This is a genomic window from Pseudoalteromonas sp. SCSIO 43101 (genome assembly GCF_023650775.1).
GTDB lineage: Bacteria > Pseudomonadota > Gammaproteobacteria > Enterobacterales > Alteromonadaceae > Pseudoalteromonas > Pseudoalteromonas apostichopi.
In genome coordinates this window covers 387,773-406,848 of record NZ_CP072674.1, presented here as the reverse complement: position 1 = coordinate 406,848, position 19,076 = coordinate 387,773, and the positions used below count along the sequence as shown (strand labels likewise).

Sequence of the window (19,076 nt, the reverse complement as noted above, 5' to 3'; positions counted from 1 at the left end):
TGCTTAACTGAAGGAATTGAGCAAGAAGTTTTAAATATTCAGTTGCCCAGCCCTCGCAATAGAATTGAATATGTTCGAGCGCAAATAAATTTAAGAATAAAAGAGCATGAAGTTGTAGGTGTTATTCTTACTCTTTCGGACATCACTTCAATTACTCATACAAAAAAACTGTTATCGAATGAATCTGAACGCTTACGGGTTATGCTTAATTCTATTGGTGATGCCGTAATTGCTACGGATAATAATGCAATTATTAACTTTATGAACCCCATTGCTGAGCGATTAACAGGTTGGCACGTTGAAGAGGCAAAAGGGCGCCATATTGAAGAGGTAATGAAGCTCGTTGATGCAACATCGAACAAAACACTCGTCAATCCTATATCTGTTGCTTTAAAAGAGCAGCGTATAGTTGCTATGGCGTTAAATAGTCAATTAACTGGGCTTGATGGGCGAGTTTATAGGGTCGAAGATTCAGCTGCGCCAATACGTGATGTTGAGGGTAACATTATCGGCGGTATTATTGTGTTTCATGATGTCAGTGAATCAATCGCGATGGCTGTGAAAATGAGTCATTTAGCAAATCATGACTTGCTAACAGATTTGCCTAATCGGGTGTTATTACACGACAGGGTCACTCATGCTTGTAAGGTTGCAAGTAGCATGAATAAGAATGTAGCGTTAATGCTGATTGATATCGACCACTTTAAGTACTTAAACGACACTTTAGGGCATCACCAAGGTGACTTAATCATAAAAGATGTTGCAAAGCGGCTTGAGTCTTTAATTGATCTTAATACGACATTGGCAAGAATTGGTGGTGATGAATTTGTAATCTTATTACCCGATGTAAAGAGCGCCTCTGTAGTTGATGCCATTGCCAGCGATATTATTAACACCATGAATGAGCCATTTCGTATTGATAGCCAAGAGTATACTTTATCGGTTAGTGTGGGTGTGAGTGTTAACCCTGCGGACTCCACTCAAGCAGAAGAGATGATGACTCATGCAGATGCAGCAATGTACCGTGCTAAAGAGCAGGGACGTAACCGTTTTTGCTATTACTCCGATGACTTAGAGTATCAATTTAAGCAGGGTCAAAGCGTTGAAAAGCTGTTAAGAAATGCTATTGAGCAAGATAAAATAGAGGTGTTTTATCAGCCGAAACTAGAGCTCGCAACCCGGAAGATCATGGGGGTCGAAGCTTTAGTACGACTTCGAGATAACGACAATAAGCTTATTTCACCACTGGATTTTATACCCCTTGCTGAAGAAACCGGACTTATTCATGCCTTGGGTAAATCGGTGCTTAAGCAAAGCTGTAAAGCGGCTAAAGAGTGGGCCGATAAAGGGCATAAAATCAAGGTTGCCGTAAACATTGCTGCAAAACAGTTTACCGATGGTAATTTTTGTAATCTAGTTGCTGACACCATTGAACAAGCGGGGCTTGCCAGTGAACTGTTAGAGCTTGAAGTAACCGAAAGCGCGTTGATGCATGATTTTGATGAAATAAAAGTCATGCTTAATAAGCTCGCTGACTTGGGGTTAACTATTGCTATAGATGACTTTGGTACGGGTTATTCAAGTTTGTCTTATCTAAAGCTTTTTCCTGTCGATGTACTCAAAATAGATCAATCTTTTGTGAGAGATATGCTCAATGATACGCAAAGTATGGACATTGTTAGAACGATCACCAGCTTAGCGCATACTTTGAATTTACAAATAGTGGCTGAAGGTATTGAAGAAAAACAGCATTTAAATAGTTTAATCGACTTAGGCTGTGAGTTTGGGCAGGGGTACTATTTTCATAAGCCCATGCCCAAAGAAGAGTTTGATAAGCTATTAGGTTAAGCCATGGTGTGGCTGTAAAGGATGCCACAGCCGATAAAGATAAGTGCAACACCGCCGATTGCTTCGGCTTTTTTGCCAACCCAGCCACTCATTACGTTACCAAGTAGTGCGCCTATGGTAACCATAATTGTGGTTGCTAGGCCTATCATGGCGGCAGCTAAGTAAATATTTACTTTCATGAAAGCAAGGCTGATACCGACTGTCATCGCATCTATACTGGTACCAACGGCGGTTAACACAGTAGCAATAAAAGAGCGCTTACTATTAGGAGCAAGTTCCTCTTCATTATCGTCATCTTTACGACTTTCAAGTAACATATGAATGCCTAGACCCACTAACAGCACAAAGGCAATCCAGTGATCAAACGCTTCAACGTAATCAGCACCGGCACTGCCAATCAGCCAGCCAACAATCGGTGCAATGGCTTCGATACAGCCAAACAATAAACCAAGCTTGATTGCACTTAAAACGCGAGGATTTTTAAGCGTACTGCCTTTAGTGATTGAAGCTGCAAAAGCATCAGTCGACATTGCAAGCGATAAAACGCTTAGCGTAATAATATTCAATTTTTTGCGCCCCACAAAAAGTGCGTATTATACGCGGCTGAGCCGTAAACAGATAGGTTAATTTACGGCTCGAATAGGTAAAGGGGAGCTTAATAAGGGCTGTACTGGTAGTGATTCATTTGAGTGCCATCCTTAGGGGCAAGCTTTGGCTCAAGTTTAATAAGCTCTTTATAGACATTAGGCGTAAACACTTTAAGTCGCTTAGCACGACGAAAGTGATTAGGCTCATATTGGCTAACTAGTTTTAATGCACTTGGCATATAGTCAGCGAGGGTTTGCGTGTTGTAACTTTGCTCAAGTGCTTGGTCAAGGATATCAAGCCCAGGTTTAGAAAAATCATGCGCAACTGCAAGGCTTATTAAAAACTCAACTGCTGCATTTGAATGCATACTTGCATAAAAATACATATCGTTGTTTTTCATGTCTTTTAATGAAAAATCAAAGCCGTTATCAGCTAATGTTTGCCATTGTGCTAATGGTAAATCAGTAAATGAATAAAGAGTTTCTGGTGGCGTTGGATCTATTCTGTTTTGCCAAATAGACGTCAATTGTTGACTATCTTCTATCGTTGCTGCAAGCAACATATTTGTCTGATGGGTACTAAGTTTTGCAGTTTGTGTAATAGTTGCTACCGTATTAAAGTCTTTTTTAATAATCGCTTCCCTAAAGGCTAAATACTGAATCGATGTTTGATGTTTATATTCATTCGAATGCAAAAATTGCCAATTATGAACCTGTACAGGGTCGATTGCCTGAAGGGTGTCGGGTGTCAGCGAACTTTGCTGGACTTCAAGCTTTTCTATTTCTTTGAGTGCCTGAGAACGTGTTTTTATTGCCTCAAGTGAATTGATCCGCTGATCTATCGTTTCACACTCAGGAGTTATTTTTTTGGCTTGCTGTTTATGTAGCTCATATGCACTGAGTGCTTTAGATATTGCAGAGTTATCTTTATCTTTACGCTTAAATGCTTGGCTACTTGGAATTAGCGTTATATCTTTTAACTCAGTAAAAGCATCATTAGCAACTTGGTCGCCAACGAATAAAAGACTACTCGGTAAAAATGAAGATTTAAGCATCAGTAGCTTATCGTTTGGTGTGTCGCGCACAAGCTCGCCGTGAGCTCGATAACCTTTATTTTTTAGATAACTTAGTGTTTCTAAGTGTTTGCTCTCTAGTGGCTTCACTTCGCTATTTGAACTGCCTTTTAGGTTTACAATGGCAATATCCATCGCCGTAAATACATTTGGCTGATTAGTTGGCTCAATACCTCGCTCACTTAATAACTTTAAAATTGGTACATTAAATTCACTAACGGCTACATCAGCAAGGTTTAAATACAGTTGTTCATCCATAAAGTCATCACTCATTGCTGTAGGCGAGCCGCCTAGCTGTGCAGTTTGAGAGATCAGTGCTGTTAAATACTCATTAGGTAAGTTGCTTTTTAAAGCGACAGCAATGTCGTTAACAGTAAACTCTTTGCTGGATATTGCGTTTTCAAATTCAGTTAAGCTAAGCGCATGAGCATTAAGAAGAAACAAAACAGATGGCGAAATGAGTCGTGATGGACCGATTTTAAACGGTGTTTTTAAATAGGTATTAAAGTCATCATTGTTATCCAATAGTTTGTACAGTGCTGTTTTGTTTACTTGCTCAGGTAATGGAACATTAAACATCATTGAGCCAGTATTTTGACTAAGGGGTCCATTAATTACCGTTAGTTGGTTGATTGTATCAGTATCAAAAGCCTCAATTATTTCAATCCCTTGCCAGCTTTTTAAGATACTTACTGATGCGGCATATTGAAATTGTTCTTCAGCATTCTCTTTAAGTGCATTAATAAGCAAAGTCTCAAATGAACGGTAAGATATTTTGACAAGTTCTGAATAACTTAAAATATCCTTAAGGGATTGACCGTCTTTTAGAGCTTGTTTAAGTGCAGCTTCGATTTGGCTATGATCAGCCGCTGCTTGAGTGGCTTTTAAACTTTGTTGCTTACACTGGCGTTTGGCTAGCTTGAGCTTAGCCAGCTTTGTTGCTTTACTATTTGGCTGGCTTGATGGTTCAAAGAGGCTAGTAGCTTTCTCTTGTTCAGCTACAGTACCAGTAGATGTTGAGACTTTATTGCTTATAGCTGCGATGGGAGTGGGTTTATCTAATGTCAGGTAGGTCCCAAAGGCACAAAGCCCTGCAAAAACGGTTAGCGAAATACCTTTTTTCATATTCAATCCATGGATTTATCTTGCGTGAAGTGTATGGCTTCATAGTTTGATGTCAATGACTTGGGGACAAACTGCATAAATAGCCGACAAGCAACTAATTTGCCGGCTTTATGCTGTAGCTTAATGTAGTTTCATTTTTGGTCTAACAACTCTAAGTACTTTTTCACTGATCCACAGTGCAAAGGTTTTGGCGCTGCCGTGGATTGCACGTTGATGCATACGGTAGAGAGAAATATACATAAATCGCGCTATTTTTCCTTCAATAAAAAAGCTATTACTGGTTAAATTACCCATTAAACTACCTACTGTGCTGTAGCGTGACAAGTTAACTAAAGAACCATGGTCACTGTAGTTAAACACACTCAGGGGCTGGCCTTTGAGTGTCGCAATCAGGTTTTTTTCAACACATTGTGCCATTTGATGGGCCGATTGCGCTCTTGGTGGCACTTGTGTGCCATCTTCTTGGGTGAATGCGCAGCAATCACCAATCACAAAAATATCGTCGTTAACGTTACTTTGCAGGTATTGGTTTACTTTAATTTGGTTATTGCGGGTAAGCTCAAAGATACCAATGTCTTTAATGAAATCAGGGGCTTTTACACCCGCAGCCCAAACCATAATATCGGCTTTGATATGTTCATCGTTTTTGGTGATAAAGCTGTTTTCTGTGGCCTCTTTTACTTGTGTGCCTTCGCGCACCGTTACCCCTAATTTAACCAGTTCACGCTTAGCCGAGTTTGCAATTCGCTCGGGTAAAGCGGGCAAAATTCGCGGCCCTGCTTCAATTAAATCAATGTGTAAGCGTTTGGCGGTCATTTTATTTAGGCCATACATTTTTAGCATGTCTGACACATGATAAAGCTCAGCCGACAGCTCAACCCCGGTTGCACCACCACCCACTATGGCAATGGTTAAAGAGTGCTGTGGGTCGTCATCTTGATGTAAGCGGGTGAAGTTATCGAGTAGAGCATGCTGAAAGCGCTCAGCTTGTTGGTTTGAATCAAGGTAAAAACAGTGCTTGTTAACACCAGGGGTATTAAAGTCGTTACTAACACTGCCAATGGCAAGTACGAGGTAGTCATAGCTCACTTGGCGCTCAGGTAAAATACGGTGGCCAAGCTCGTCTTTTAATTCGCTTAAAGTAATGGTTTTGTTGGTTTGATCTAAGTGGCAAAAGCTGCCGAGTTGAAAATTATAATGGTGTTTTGCTGCATGAGCTGAGTATACAACGCCGTCTAAATCGGCATCAATCGACCCCGTCGCTACTTCATGAAGTAACGGCTTCCAAATATGGCTGCGGTTTTTATCGATTAAAAGTATCTCTGCTTGGCGTTTTTTCCCGAGTTTGTGTCCTAATTGTGTTGCTAGCTCTAAGCCACCAGCGCCACCACCGATTATCACGATTTTAGGAGGTTGGTTAATCATTACGTTGCCCTCAAAAGTATAATACCTAAACACTCTTGCGAAAAAGCGCTTAGGTATTGCAAGTCCATCCATCAATACCCCATGGCAACGCGCCCATTGTGCGCCTTTTTACTGATTTTGTCAGTACCTGTTAAGAACAATATAGTGCGCTTAGTTATATCAATAGCCTTGGGAGATAGCGTTAAACAAGTTAACATGGCTAATTCGCAGTAAGAGACCTATCATTACCTGAAAAGGGGATGACAGTGAGGGATCAGGATGACTACACCACTACACACTTCGTTGAATCAATACTTTGGCTTTAATGAGTTTCGCCAAGGTCAGCAACAAACCATTGAGCAGCTATTAAATCAGCAATCGTCGTTGGCAATTTTTCCGACTGGCTCAGGTAAATCTTTGTGTTATCAATTAACCGCATTGCACCTACCCAATTTGACCTTAGTGGTTTCGCCATTATTGGCGCTGATGAAAGACCAAATCAGCTTTTTAAATAGCAAAGGTATTTATGCGGCAAGCCTTGATTCAAGCCAAACCAGTGAGCAAAGCCATACGGTAATGAGTGATGTGCGAGCAGAGAAGGTGAAAATTTTAATGGTCTCAGTTGAGCGCTTTAAGAATGAGCGCTTTCGTGAATTTATTAAACAAGTGCCTATTTCGATGCTGGTGGTTGATGAAGCGCACTGTATATCTGAATGGGGTCACAACTTTAGGCCTGACTACTTAAAGCTGCCGCGCTATCGTGAAGAGCTTAATATTCCATTGGTACTGCTACTTACCGCTACCGCCACTAAAAAAGTAAAGCGTGATATGTGTGAGCGTTTTGCTATTGCCCCAGAATGTGTAGTACAAACTGGCTTTTACCGAAGCAACCTCGATTTATCAGTGCTTAGTGTTGCAAGCCAAGAAAAATCTCAGCAATTAGCAAGTATCATAGCCAGCCAACAAGGGGCTGGAATTGTTTATGTCACCTTACAACATACCGCTGAGCAAGTGGCCGAAGGTTTGGCTAGAGCGGGCTTTAATGCGGTGGCTTATCATGCAGGCCTTGAGGATAATAAACGCTGGCAAATTCAAGATGATTTTATGGCGGGTAAAATCAATATAGTCGTGGCAACCATTGCTTTTGGGATGGGCGTTGATAAGTCAGATATTCGTTTTGTGATCCACTATGATCTACCAAAATCGATTGAAAACTATAGTCAAGAAATTGGTCGCGCAGGACGAGATGGTGCCTCATCAAACTGTTTTACGCTAGCAAACTTAGATGGCTTAAATACCGTAGAAAACTTTGTTTATGCTGACACTCCCGAGCAAAGTGGTATTGAATTTGTCATTAATAACATTCGCAACGAGCAAACTAACAACCAATGGGAAATGCAAGAGTACAGCTTATCAAGCGAAAGTAATATTCGTGCTTTGGCGTTAAAAACCTTACTTGTGCAGTTAGAAATCCAAGGGGCTATTACACCTTTATATGCCTATTACGCCGATTTTAAATATAAGTTTTTAACGGATAAAAATGAGCTGCTTAGCCAGTTTGATGCTGATCGACAAGCCTTCTTACAACACGTATTTAAACACACCGAGTTTAAGAAAATTTGGGGCACACTTAATTTTGATGCGCTAACAAGCGCTACTCAAGTTGACAGAAAACGTGTGGTTGCAGCGCTCGATTATTTAGCAGAAAAAGGCCATATAGCTCTTGAAACTAAACGTATCACGCAAGTGTATGAAGTGAATAACTCGGTAATAAACCACGCTGATTTAGCGCAGCAACTTCACCAATACTTTATCGAAAAAGAACAGGCCGAAATTAAACGTATCGCCACTTTAGTACGCTTTTTTGAGCTAGATAGCTGCTTAAGTTATAACTTAGCCCGCTATTTTGATGACCAAAATGCACCACAGCAATGTGGTCATTGCTCAGTATGTAGAGGCCAGCACGTAAAACTCAGTTATTCATTAGTGCACAAAATGCCTGAGCAAAATGTGATTGGCAGTAAAGTTGCTGAGCTTAAACAGCACTTAGCCGCTAAAGGGATTGGTGATGTCAGCATCGACACGCAGTGCCGATTTTTAGCGGGCATGAGCGTGCCTTTATTTACTCGTAACAAAGTTAGACAGCTATCAGGCTTTGGCCTTTGCGAACAGCAGCGATACAGTGACATTAAAGCCTTGCTACAGCCAATGTAGCAGGGTTTTAAATTGTCAGCACATCTTCCTAGGGTTGTGCAATTATGTTTTTGTGTACTGTTTTAAATTCGTCAGAGAGGGTCTTTGAAACATTGTTCACCAAGTGTTTCTTAGAAGATAGCAAAGTTTAAAAAAGCTTCATTTTAGCAATAGATACAGGATTGGTGGTTTGTTTATCAATCAGTCCTGTGAACAAAGAAGATCATAAGTAAGATGCATTTATATGCTCAAAAGGCTTATAAAGACACATTACAGTTGTGTTTTTACTTCCTCCAAAAGGTACGCGTAAAAAGAGCAAAAACAGTAAAGTATTCCAAACGACCGACAAGCATCGCGCCGGTTAATATCCATGTTCCTGTGTCTGAAACTGGCGCAAAGTTAGCGCCTACTTCACCAAACCCCGGTCCGAGAACATTGACACATGCTGCAACTGCAGAAAATGCACTCCAAAAATCCAGCCCAGTAAACATCAGCAATAATGTAAACAGCATGCTTGATCCTGCAGCAAAAGTCATAAATGCCATAACGGCATGAAGTACGTCATCTTTTACAGGGCTGCCTTGGTACTTAATGGTGAATATAGCGCGGGGGTGAAGAAGTTGTTTAAAGTTATAGTTGAGCATTTTAACCACAAGAATGTTTCTGATGATTTTATTTCCGCCAGCTGTTGAGCCCGCGCATCCACCTAAGTAGCCGGTGATGATAAGTAAAAATCCGACAGCTTCTGGCCATTCAGTAAAATTTGCAGCACCAAACCCTGTGCTGGTTATAAACGACACGATATGAAAGGCTGAAAAACTTAATGACTCAAAAATAGAGGAGTAGGTATCGTGACTGTATAAAATAACGCCCGACAACGCTGAAAGGGCAGTAATGATGTATATAAAATAACGAGTTTCTTCATCAGCATAGTAACTACCGAGCGCTCGTTTGTGGACGACTCTAAAGTGCAGGGCAAAATTAATAGCTCCAGCAATCATAAATAAGTTGGCAATCCATAAAATTAAATGACTTTTGTAAAACCACATACTGGCATCGTGGGTTGAGAATCCTCCCGTTGAAACGGTTGTTAGCGCATGAGCGATTGCATCGTAAAAGGTCATGCCTGCAAAATAGTAAGAGACAGTACATAACACGGTTATGCTTAAGTATACACTCCATAGGTAATGCGCCGTGTTTGCAATACGAGGCGATAGCTTTTCATCTTTAATTGGCCCAGGTGTTTCGGCTTTTAAGAGTTTCATCCCACCTATATTAAGCATAGGTAGAATAGCCACAACGAAAATTACAATGCCGAGCCCTCCCATCCATTGTAAAAACTGGCGGTATAATAAAAATGTACGAGGTAAATCATCCAAGCCAGACAGTATTGTAGCGCCGGTGGTTGTTAATGCGCTTATCGACTCAAAGATGCCGTCTGTAAAGGTCACTTTAGTGACTAAAATGATTGGAATTGCTCCTAAAAAGCCAGCAATCAACCAGGTGGCTGTCGCATAAATCAGTGCATCCCTAAAGTTGGCAAGTGATGAATCAACATGCTGGGTTTTTAACAGTATGACACTTGCTGTAAAAAGCATTATTGACGCAGGTAATAGGAATGACACAGATACATTATCTTTAAATAAAAATGCCGATAAAGCTGCAAATATCAACTGCACTATGCTCATCCACAAAATAGGGAAAGCGAGTAATCGAAATGTGATTTTCCAATTGATCATATGTTTACTGATTTAATGAACGGCTATTAAACCAGCATGTTATTCAAGTAGGAGCCGATGTCTTTAGAGAGAGTGAAAGCTTTATAAAGATTTTATGCCGAGATAAAAAAACTTTATAAAAACTTTATAGTGACAAAATTGAAAACCCTTTAATCTAATAGGGACAAAAAATAAGTGAAAAAATGATGCAGTCAGTATTCAAAATACAGTATTTAAAAGCCGCATTTTTAAGTGTGTTAATGCCACTTGTGGTGGTGCTCGCGATATTTCCGTTTCGAGAACTGTTTACAACCACCGATATTGTCATGCTACAGCTTCTGTGGGTGACATGGGTTGCGGTTCAAAGTAATCGCCGTGTTGCAGCACTTACCACCTTAGTAAGTGTTGCCTGCACCGATTGGTTTTATGTGGTGCCGTATTTTACTTTTCATATCGAAAATATTGAATATGTGGTTACCTTTTTGGTGATGTTGATTGTGGGTTTAGTGATAAGCCACCTTGCAGGGGAGCTCAATACCAAGGTTCGCGATGTGCAAGCCCATGCAAGTAATAGTCGCTTGCTGTATGAATTAGCTAAAAAACTCAATGAGCTCGACAGCCTTGAGGAACAAAAGCAGCTGTTTTTAAAAACCATGGCTGCGCATTTAGGGGTTGCGTGTGATTGGCAGTTAATAGCATCTAAGCAGTTTATTTATTTAAATGAACATCAAGCGGAATTTGGCGGTATCGCGTTTGCTAAAGCACTCAATGCTGAGCAACACGCTTTGGCAAATACGGCGTGCTCTTTATTGTATCAGGTTCAGGAAAAAACCTTACTTCGTGAACAATCTGCGGCGATTAAAGTACAGGCGGAGCTAGAAAGGTCAAAAAACACCTTATTGCGTAGTTTATCTCACGACTTACGAACGCCATTAGCGACCATAATGGGGGCATCGAGCATGTTGGCTGATGATGATATTCAACTAAGCTCAGAGGTTATCAAAGAGCAAGCAGCTAATATTTATGAGCAAAGTAAAATTCTTAACCAGCACTTTGATAAAGTAATGGAGCTCAGTAAAGTTAATAAGTTAGCTGAGAATATAAAATGGCAAAAACTGCCCATTTTGACCTTAATTAGCGAAGCTAAATCACGCCGTCAGCAACAACTAGAAAACTTTAAACTTAGCATCGAGGCTCAGCAACAAAGCATCTGTTTTGGGGATGAAACCTTACTAGAAATTGCCTTGGCTAATATGCTCGAGAACGCTGCTCGCTACAGTGATGGTTCGGCAAGCATACAATTTATTGAAACGGAAAATGAGTACCAAATTGTGTTAACCAATTCTTTTGATAATAAGTATGAGACGAGTCAAGATGAAGGGGTTGGCTTAGGTAGTGTGATCTGCGATGTGGTTGCTAAATGTCACCAAGGATGTTTTGAATTAACCCTCAATGAGCAAACAAAGCAGGCAACAGCTATATTAATTTGGAGTAACCGCCGTGGCTAACATTTTGGTTTTAGAGGATTCACCACCTCTGCAAAGTTTTTTAAAAACATTGTTAAAAGCTAGTAATTATGAGGTTAGTGTATGCGCCAAAGGGCTTGATGCGTTTTCGCTTTTAAGCCAGCAGCAGTTTGATTTAGTATTGCTTGATTTAGGCTTGCTCGATATGGATGGGCAAGATTGGCTGGTAGAATTTAGGCTGTGGAGTTTGCTACCTGTGCTAGTACTTTCTGCACGTGACGGCGAAACAGAAAAAGTCACCGCCCTTGATAACGGCGCTAATGATTATCTGACCAAACCATTTAGTGCAAACGAACTGTTAGCTAGGATACGGGTACTTCTACGCACGCAAATAACACCAAGCCTGACCCTTAAGTGTGGTGATATTCATATAGACCCACATAAGCATGTGGTCCGCAAAGGCGATGAAGAAGTAAAATTAACTAAAAAAGAATACGCTATTTTGCTGTTATTTTTTCAGCAAAAAGACAAGGTGTTAACGCATAACGCCATTTTATCTGAGGTGTGGGGAGAGCAGTATATTAATCGCCCTGAATATGTACGTGTACATATTGGTCAGTTAAGACAAAAGCTAGAAAAAAATGCAGCGAGCCCTAAACATATCTTAACCGAGCCTGCTGTAGGTTACCGCTTAGTTGAATAAATTATCTCTTTACATCCCTTTAAGTTGTGTTTGTAACTTACCTTAGGTACTGTTTTAGGAAATAACAATAATAAAGTGGAAGTCTATTCATTGGTTATGCATCAAAATACTGGGCAAGGCATTAGTTCACTGTCGAATACCCAGCTTGAAGACGTGATCGCAGAAATCGAGCAAGCCATTGAGTGGCATCAGTTATGGTATAAAAATTTGTTAAGATGCTTAATTGCAGATACTCCCGCAAATGAACAAGACTTAAGCGATAATGCTCATAACCTCTGTCGCTTTGGGCAATGGTTTAATAAGCTTCCCGAGCAGACCCTAAACCTTCATCCTTATTTTTCAGAAATCGCTTCAGCGCATCAAAAAATGCATCAAGGTGCCAAGGTCCTGTTATCGTTAAAAGAGTCTAATTCAGCTATTCCTGTGAATTTATTGGACCAATTTCATACTGATTTAGATAGTTTGCGAGATTATTTTGAAGCTATCAATGATGAACTTTGTGAACTGTTACACACCCGCGACCCTTTAACCGGTGCTACAAACCGAACAAACTTAGTGGAAAACCTGCAAAAAGAGCATGAGCTTTGCAAACGTAAATCTTTGAGCTGCGCGCTGATAATGATCGACCTTGATCATTTTAAGCAGGTGAACGACGAGTTTGGCCATGGCGCGGGTGATAAAGTGTTAATAGCGCTTGTTAAATGCATTAAATCCCACTTAAGAGAGTACGACCAATTGTATCGCTATGGCGGCGAAGAGTTTTTAGTCTGCTTACCTCAAACAGAGCTTGAAGGTGCCAAGTCTTTTTCTGAGCGGTTAAGAGCAGGGATAGCTGCTTTAAAAATCGAAATTGGTAATGATAAACACATTTATGTAACAGGCTCTTTTGGTGTTGCGCTAATAAATGCCGATGATGATATCGAAGCGGCAATCGAAAGGGCTGACCAAGCTATGTATCAGGCTAAAAAGTCAGGCCGCAATCGAGTGTTTGTGGCTTAAACTACGCTTTAACACCAGTGAATGCTTTTATTAGGCCTGCTTGATAAAAAGGGTAAACGCCCGTAAAGCCTGACTCGGCAATGATGTTTTCAATGACTTGAGTTTCTCTTAGCGCAACATCATTCTCATAAGCCTGTTTTACTCTTTCAATTTGTTCAGGGCTGACTGCGGCTGATGACATAACACTTAACCAGTGACTAAGCTGCTCTGGGTAAGTTTCGGCACTTTGATTGGCGCTTAAGTCTGCACTGATCAGTAACCCACCAGTTTTTAAACGTTTATGTATATCAGCAAAAAATGCCACCCGTTTTGGCTCATCAACAATAAACTGCGACACTAATACGGCTGTTGCTGCATTAAAGGGTATTAAGTTTTTGAGTGAACTTAGATAACCATTATGAAACTGGCATCGTTGTGCTAGCCCTGCTTGCGTTAAGTTGTGTTTGCATACTTTGAGCATCTCAGTCGAGGGTTCGACAGCGGTGAAGCGAAATGCTGGGAATGCCTGTGCTAAATGCAAAATTTCATTTCCGGTACCTGCTCCAACGCAGAGAATATGCGCATTGCTTGGCAGTTTGCAGAATAAAGGCGACATCATAAAATACAAGGCTTGGCTAATAGGTGCCATGTTTTGCCACTGTGAATCGTAATTAGCTGCTTGTTGATCAAATAAGGCGGTGACTTCGTGTTGTTGCATAGTAAAAACCCAATAGGTAACTTTAAGTGTTACATAAGTGGTTAGCTTACTTTGTTTTAGGTAACTTTAAAAGTTTCTTAATGAGAAATTCAAGTGAAATGGTGATTTAAAGCATACCAATTCACTTAATTTTTAGGTTGAATGTGAGACTGAGCTATATCGCCAACAGTGTTTCGACTATGAAACGATAATAGCTTTGAAAATTCAAAATCAGTAAGTTTAATGTCGTTATTCGATGTCCAGGTAACTTTGTAGCTGTTGTTACTTGGGTGCCCGTCTAGTGATAGCAAGATAGTTTGGTCGCTTGGTTGCGCTACGCGACTGATAGATATCAGTGTTTCATAGTTTGTTATAGCACCACAGTTTATGACTGATACCACGGCTTGTTTATCTTTATCTGGTGATAAGAACACCTCATATTGCTCTTCACCACACCAGTTTGGTGTGATAGATGAAATAACCCAAATAAGTAACGCTAGAGTGCTAAACCCCCAAAAAATAGCAGCACCAACATGCCAAAGTATTTTTAGTGCTTTACTCATGCTCATCCTTTAGTTTTGATTATTAGGCTTTAATAATGAAAAGAGATGCGCATTAAAGAATTGCTCATGCTTGAACATCGCGTTTTTTAAAATGGCATCTTGCTCGAACCCTAGCTTTTGCAATAACTTCATTGAAGCGAGGTTATCTTCGCACACATAGGCAAACACTCTGGTGATATTGGTTTTAGTAAAAACAGTATCAAGTAGCATAGATGTTGCTTTTGTAGTAATCCCTTGTTGCCAATACTTTTTTGCCAGCCAGTAACCTAACTCACCTGAGCGATTGAACTCAAACTCGCCGGCTAATACGCTCACACAGCCAATAAGTGTGTTGTTAAATATAATCGCTTTAACGAGTTCACCTTGGCTACCTTCATTTATCCACCCTAAGGCATCCTCTTCAGTACATGGAGAAGGGATTTTAGTTGATAGATATTGAGTTACATCTTTATCGTTAAGTATAGCGATAAGCTGCTTGGTATCTGACTCTATAAAATTTCGTAGCGTGATCACAACTATCCTTGTAATGCTATTAAAGCGAAAGGTGCAAAGGCACTATAACGTACCTTTGTCTATTATCATCCGTATTTTTCTTCTAACTCATTGGCTGTATGATAGCTTTCATGTGTTTTGAGCTGTTCTAGATAACGCGATAATTCTGGGAAGTGTGTTAGCACGCCAGATTCGGCGACTTTTTCAATAACAAAAGACATCATAAAGTCAGCACCAGTCAACGTCTCACCAACAAGGTATTGCTTGCCTTTTAATTGCTGATTTACATAGCTCAAAATTTTGCCAATTTCATGGTCAGCATAATCAGCTATAAAGTTAGTTTTACAACCATCTTTAGTGATAAACAGTTTTAGTAATAAAGGCACCATAGCTGAACTTTCTGCAAAGTGAAGCCATTGCTGATAACTAAAATACTCATCAGACTTTGGGGCTGGCATATATTTACCTTCACCATAAGTAGTAATTAGATAATCAGTAATAGCCCCTGATTCGGTAATTATCTTTTTGCCATCTTCAAGCACCGGCGCTTTACCTAGAGGGTGAATCTCTTTTAGTTCATCAGGTGCAAGAAATGTCTCTGGGTTACGTTGATAAGCAACAATATCGTAATCGACACCTAGCTCTTCTAGTAGCCAAATAATACGTTTTGAACGTGATTTATTTAAGTGGTGAAGTTTTATCATAAGTAATCCTTTTAAGTTGCGCTGCTCTGCAGCGCTAAGTATTTAAAAAAGTTATAAAGGTTGCTGCACTTGAACAACTGTTTTGCCGAAATTTTCACCATTTAGCATCGCGTTGAAGGCATTTAAAGTATTTGTAAAATCTGGCTCCATGTGTTCTTTATATTTGATCTTTCCTTCACTAAGCCATGCTTGCATGTCTTTGGCAAACTCTGCGTAGCGGTGGCCGTAATCATCAAAAACAATAAAGCCCTGTACTTTAATACGCTTAGTTAGTATTTGCCCCATTAACATTGATAAACGGTCTGGACCTGGAGGTAACTCAGTTGCGTTATACTGTGATACCAAGCCGCAAAGAGGGATTCGTGCTTTAGTATTTAACAGCGGTAAAACAGCATCGAATACATGACCACCCACATTTTCATAGTAAACATCAATGCCGTTATCACATGCTTTGCTTAACTGTTCACTAAAATCATTGGCTTTATGATCAATGCAGTAGTCAAAACCTAAGTTTTCAACGGCGTGTCGACACTTTTCCTTACCACCTGCAACACCAACAACTTTGCAGCCTTTGATTTTTGCTATTTGTCCAACGGTTGCACCTACTGGTCCTGTTGCTGCCGCGACAACGACAGTTTCTCCAGCTTTTGGCTCGCCAATATCAAGCAGCCCCATGTAAGCCGTAAAACCTGGCATTCCTAAAATGCCAAGTGCATATGATGGGTTACTGGGGGCCTCACCAAGTTTCATTAGACCTTCAGTGTTACTAATTGCATATTCTTGCCAACCTGTATAAGCGAGCACCCACTCACCTTCAGTGAAATCAGGGTGAGCTGATTGCTCTACCTGACATACGGTTGCCCCAACCATCACATCGCCAATTTTTACAGGGTCGGCGTAAGATTTTGCGTCACTCATTCGACCCCTCATATAAGGGTCAAGAGATAAATATATGGTCCTTAACAGAACCTCACCCTTTTCAGGGGCTGGAATGGAGGTTGTTTTTAAGTGAATATTACTTTCGTTTGCTTGCCCATTTGGGCGGGAGGCTAGAATAAATTGACGATTTTGAACATCAGACATACTTGGCTCCTACTGCCAGGTGTAAAAAAGAGGTTTACTAATGTTGTGAGGACAAAGGAACAAAATTCAACAATGAAATTGTAACTATATAAATAATGACAATCCCTCAGCTGCAATAATCAGTTTTGCACGGGAATTAGGAACGGTGTATGCTAAATTTAGTTGAAGCTCATTAAAGGATTGATATGAAGCGTACTTTACTATTTTTTTCAGCGCTTTTTGCAACCAGTACTCAAGCAAATACTGATGTGTTGTCAGTGGATCCAGTGATGCTCTCTGGCAGTGCTTTTTCATTTGAGAATGATGCCAAGCGTTATCCTAAACAGAGCCAATTTAGCATTGTCCATAGTGTATTAATGAGCAGTGAAAGTGGTCGCCGTTTAGCTGTTGTGACTATTGAAAATAAAGCATCAGGCTCGCGTATTTTACAGGCCGACCATATTATGGCGTTGTTTGCTGATGGGCGTCGTGTACACCCTCTGAGTTTTGACGAAGGTATTAAGTTAGATGATGGCGAAAAACGCTCATTGACCTTATCTTTTGGTGAAAACGAATATCCGATTTTAGCGGTTTACACGAGTTTAAATGAGTAAAAGGATAGCCCATGAAATTACTTAAGCCACTGGCTATTACATTACTATTAAGCTCACCTTTAACCTTTGCTGTTGATAGCCAAGATTTTGTTAAAGATAACGTTTTCACGCAAGGCGTTGAAGGACCGACTATGCATAACGGTGCCTTATATGCGGTGAACTATGCTCAGCAAGGAACTATTGGCCGCGTAGACAACATGGGCAAAACTTCGTTATTTGTTCGTTTGCCAAATGATAGCATTGGCAATGGCCTACAGTTTGACTCACACGGTAATTTGTTTATTGCCGATTATGTTAACCACAATATTTTAAAAGTACCTGCAGGCAGCAATAAAGCAGAAGTCTTCGCTCATAATAGCAACATGAATCAACCCAATGACATTGCTATCACCAAAACTGGGGTGCTGTTTGCAAGTGACCCTAATTGGGCGAACGAAACGGGTCAATTGTGGCGTATTAATGCTGATGGCAGCACTAAATTGCTTGAGGAAAACATGGGTACCACCAATGGAATTGCTGTTAACAAGGAAAATACTAAGCTTTATGTGAATGAGAGTGTGCAGCGAGTTGTTTGGCAATATGACTTGGATGAGAGCCTAAACATAAGTAATAAAAAAGTTTTGATTAAGTTTACTGATCATGGCTTGGATGGTATGCGTGTTAATAATCAAGGACATGTGTTTATTACTCGTTATGGTGCTGGAAAGGTGCTTGAAGTCTCGCCTAGCGGCAAGGTGTTAAATAGCTATAAGTTAAAGGGCCAACATCCAACGAATTTGGCCTTCGACGATATGCAAAGCAGAGTGTATGTCACCATGCAAAAACGTGGTGCAATAGAAGTGATTGAGCTTTAGCCTTGCTTTGCTCGCGCAATAGCGGCGGTGATTGCCGCCTTTGCTTGCGGGCTATTCTGCCAACAACTTGAATGTAGCATTGACGCTACTCGCTCAGCAATGGTGTTTGCATCAAACCCAGCTAACTCCTCAAACGATTCAATGCCAATTTCTGCAAAACGTTTTAGAACCGTAGGCCCCACACCTTTGAGTGCTAAAAGCCCGCTGCGTTCTTGCTCGTTAAATGGCATGTTTTTGTCCTTGTTTGTGGAGTCTATAAAATGATGAGGGTTATCTAATCCTAGAAAAACAGTGTCGATATCATTCTGGGGCTCTTTAAGTGTGATTTTAATATTTGGATAGCCAGAGTAATTATAGCGTTTGATTGTTCGAGCGCGTGCAATGAAACCGGTATTTAAATCAATAGTTTTGATATTTGCTAAAGTAATATTGTATGCAGGATATAGCCCATAGCGAATAATGGGTTGCGATTTACTAATAGAAACAGGACGCCTTGCAACCGAACGGTACTCTGCAGTAAAGAATAAAAGGCTAAAAATAGTTAAACCAGTGATAATGTTTGCTGCTGATGGTGACCATATAAAGTGCAAAAAGAAGTGCATCATTGGCAACTCTAATAAGATTATAAAAATAAAGCCAAGTAAGTTAGCTTGTGATCCATCTTTTTTATGGTAACTAAAAGGCTTTCTTTACTCCTACCCATGTTACTTACAGGAAAGTAACACGTTAAGAAGGCTATAAAACGCTATAAAAATGTATGTTACTTCCCATTAAAGTTGTATTATAAATATTTAAGTCTAATCTTCGGTTTTTTTGTTGTATTTTCATTGTTTTTAGAGGTGCTTTTTCCTTACTTCTACCCATGTTACTTACCATTTATTTAGCTGTAATTTTTGAAGTCGACTTAATATCAATTAAGTCCAGATATAAAGTGGTTTAACCAAGTAAACCAAACCTCCTAACTAGCATTACATTGCCTAACTAGGCAATTACTA

At 40.2% G+C, this 19,076-nt stretch carries 17 protein-coding genes; 7 read left to right on the top strand and 10 right to left on the bottom strand.

Translation table 11 applies throughout. The features are described 5' to 3' along the window. Positions 1 to 42: 42 nt before the first annotated feature. Positions 43 to 1,848: a putative bifunctional diguanylate cyclase/phosphodiesterase gene (locus tag J8Z25_RS18900; RefSeq protein ID WP_284693417.1), complete on the top strand. Its 1,806-nt coding sequence runs from the start codon at positions 43 to 45 to the stop codon at positions 1,846 to 1,848. On the opposite strand, the gene J8Z25_RS18895 is transcribed toward J8Z25_RS18900, so the two are convergent. The 3 genes from J8Z25_RS18895 to J8Z25_RS18885 form a co-directional block, all read right to left on the bottom strand. Then, a complete protein-coding gene (locus tag J8Z25_RS18895) occupies positions 1,845 to 2,414 on the bottom strand; it encodes a manganese efflux pump MntP (protein ID WP_130052927.1) in 570 nt (189 codons plus the stop codon). The two genes, J8Z25_RS18900 and J8Z25_RS18895, sit on opposite strands and share 4 nt — an antisense overlap. A gap of 89 nt (positions 2,415 to 2,503) precedes the next feature. Continuing rightward, a complete protein-coding gene (locus J8Z25_RS18890; RefSeq protein WP_250662378.1) occupies positions 2,504 to 4,633 on the bottom strand; it encodes a hypothetical protein in 2,130 nt (709 codons plus the stop codon). Positions 4,634 to 4,753: 120 nt separating this feature from the next. Then, on the bottom strand, positions 4,754 to 6,058 hold the full coding sequence (locus tag J8Z25_RS18885; RefSeq protein WP_250662377.1) for an NAD(P)/FAD-dependent oxidoreductase: 1,305 nt from the start codon (positions 6,056 to 6,058) through the stop codon (positions 4,754 to 4,756). A 258-nt stretch (positions 6,059 to 6,316) separates the two neighbouring features. On the opposite strand from J8Z25_RS18885, the gene J8Z25_RS18880 reads away from it, so the two are divergent. After that, positions 6,317 to 8,251, top strand: coding sequence for a RecQ family ATP-dependent DNA helicase (locus tag J8Z25_RS18880; RefSeq protein WP_250662376.1), 1,935 nt, complete (start codon positions 6,317 to 6,319; stop codon positions 8,249 to 8,251). Between the two features lie 263 nt (positions 8,252 to 8,514). On the opposite strand, the gene J8Z25_RS18875 is transcribed toward J8Z25_RS18880, so the two are convergent. Next, a complete protein-coding gene (locus J8Z25_RS18875; RefSeq protein WP_167657377.1) occupies positions 8,515 to 9,969 on the bottom strand; it encodes a TrkH family potassium uptake protein in 1,455 nt (484 codons plus the stop codon). Positions 9,970 to 10,151: 182 nt separating this feature from the next. On the opposite strand from J8Z25_RS18875, the gene J8Z25_RS18870 reads away from it, so the two are divergent. The 3 genes from J8Z25_RS18870 to J8Z25_RS18860 all read left to right on the top strand — a co-directional run bounded on the left by J8Z25_RS18870 (position 10,152) and on the right by J8Z25_RS18860 (position 13,116). Further along, complete coding sequence (locus tag J8Z25_RS18870; RefSeq protein ID WP_250662375.1) at positions 10,152 to 11,456, top strand: DUF4118 domain-containing protein; 1,305 nt, start codon at positions 10,152 to 10,154, stop codon at positions 11,454 to 11,456. Beyond that, positions 11,449 to 12,117, top strand: coding sequence for a response regulator (locus J8Z25_RS18865; protein ID WP_130052922.1), 669 nt, complete (start codon positions 11,449 to 11,451; stop codon positions 12,115 to 12,117). Before J8Z25_RS18870 ends, J8Z25_RS18865 begins: the two co-directional genes overlap by 8 nt. Positions 12,118 to 12,192: 75 nt before the next feature. Continuing rightward, positions 12,193 to 13,116, top strand: coding sequence for a diguanylate cyclase (locus J8Z25_RS18860; protein ID WP_250662374.1), 924 nt, complete (start codon positions 12,193 to 12,195; stop codon positions 13,114 to 13,116). A 1-nt stretch (position 13,117) separates the two neighbouring features. Here J8Z25_RS18860 and J8Z25_RS18855 read toward each other — a convergent pair whose 3' ends face one another. The 5 genes from J8Z25_RS18855 to curA all read right to left on the bottom strand — a co-directional run bounded on the left by J8Z25_RS18855 (position 13,118) and on the right by curA (position 16,634). Further along, positions 13,118 to 13,813: a class I SAM-dependent methyltransferase gene (locus J8Z25_RS18855; RefSeq protein WP_250662373.1), complete on the bottom strand. Its 696-nt coding sequence runs from the start codon at positions 13,811 to 13,813 to the stop codon at positions 13,118 to 13,120. A gap of 125 nt (positions 13,814 to 13,938) precedes the next feature. Continuing rightward, positions 13,939 to 14,355 carry a hypothetical protein gene (locus tag J8Z25_RS18850; protein ID WP_250662372.1) on the bottom strand — a complete coding sequence of 139 codons (417 nt, stop codon included), beginning with the start codon at positions 14,353 to 14,355 and terminating at the stop codon, positions 13,939 to 13,941. 9 nt (positions 14,356 to 14,364) lie between these two features. Continuing rightward, entirely contained in the window at positions 14,365 to 14,868 is a 504-nt protein-coding gene (locus tag J8Z25_RS18845; protein ID WP_250662371.1) for a GNAT family N-acetyltransferase, read from the bottom strand. A gap of 65 nt (positions 14,869 to 14,933) precedes the next feature. Beyond that, on the bottom strand, positions 14,934 to 15,551 hold the full coding sequence (locus J8Z25_RS18840) for a glutathione S-transferase family protein (protein WP_130052917.1): 618 nt from the start codon (positions 15,549 to 15,551) through the stop codon (positions 14,934 to 14,936). A gap of 51 nt (positions 15,552 to 15,602) precedes the next feature. Beyond that, on the bottom strand, positions 15,603 to 16,634 hold the full coding sequence (curA, locus tag J8Z25_RS18835) for an NADPH-dependent curcumin/dihydrocurcumin reductase (protein ID WP_130052916.1): 1,032 nt from the start codon (positions 16,632 to 16,634) through the stop codon (positions 15,603 to 15,605). A gap of 185 nt (positions 16,635 to 16,819) precedes the next feature. On the opposite strand from curA, the gene J8Z25_RS18830 reads away from it, so the two are divergent. Together J8Z25_RS18830 and J8Z25_RS18825 are read left to right on the top strand one after the other, a co-directional pair. Next, positions 16,820 to 17,227: a hypothetical protein gene (locus tag J8Z25_RS18830; RefSeq protein ID WP_130052915.1), complete on the top strand. Its 408-nt coding sequence runs from the start codon at positions 16,820 to 16,822 to the stop codon at positions 17,225 to 17,227. A gap of 11 nt (positions 17,228 to 17,238) precedes the next feature. Further along, positions 17,239 to 18,081 (top strand): SMP-30/gluconolactonase/LRE family protein, encoded by an 843-nt coding sequence (locus J8Z25_RS18825; RefSeq protein WP_250662370.1) that lies wholly within the window; start codon positions 17,239 to 17,241, stop codon positions 18,079 to 18,081. On the opposite strand, the gene J8Z25_RS20895 is transcribed toward J8Z25_RS18825, so the two are convergent. Further along, positions 18,078 to 18,686: a helix-hairpin-helix domain-containing protein gene (locus J8Z25_RS20895; RefSeq protein WP_502934609.1), complete on the bottom strand. Its 609-nt coding sequence runs from the start codon at positions 18,684 to 18,686 to the stop codon at positions 18,078 to 18,080. The genes J8Z25_RS18825 and J8Z25_RS20895 overlap by 4 nt on opposite strands. Positions 18,687 to 19,076: the final 390 nt, after the last annotated feature.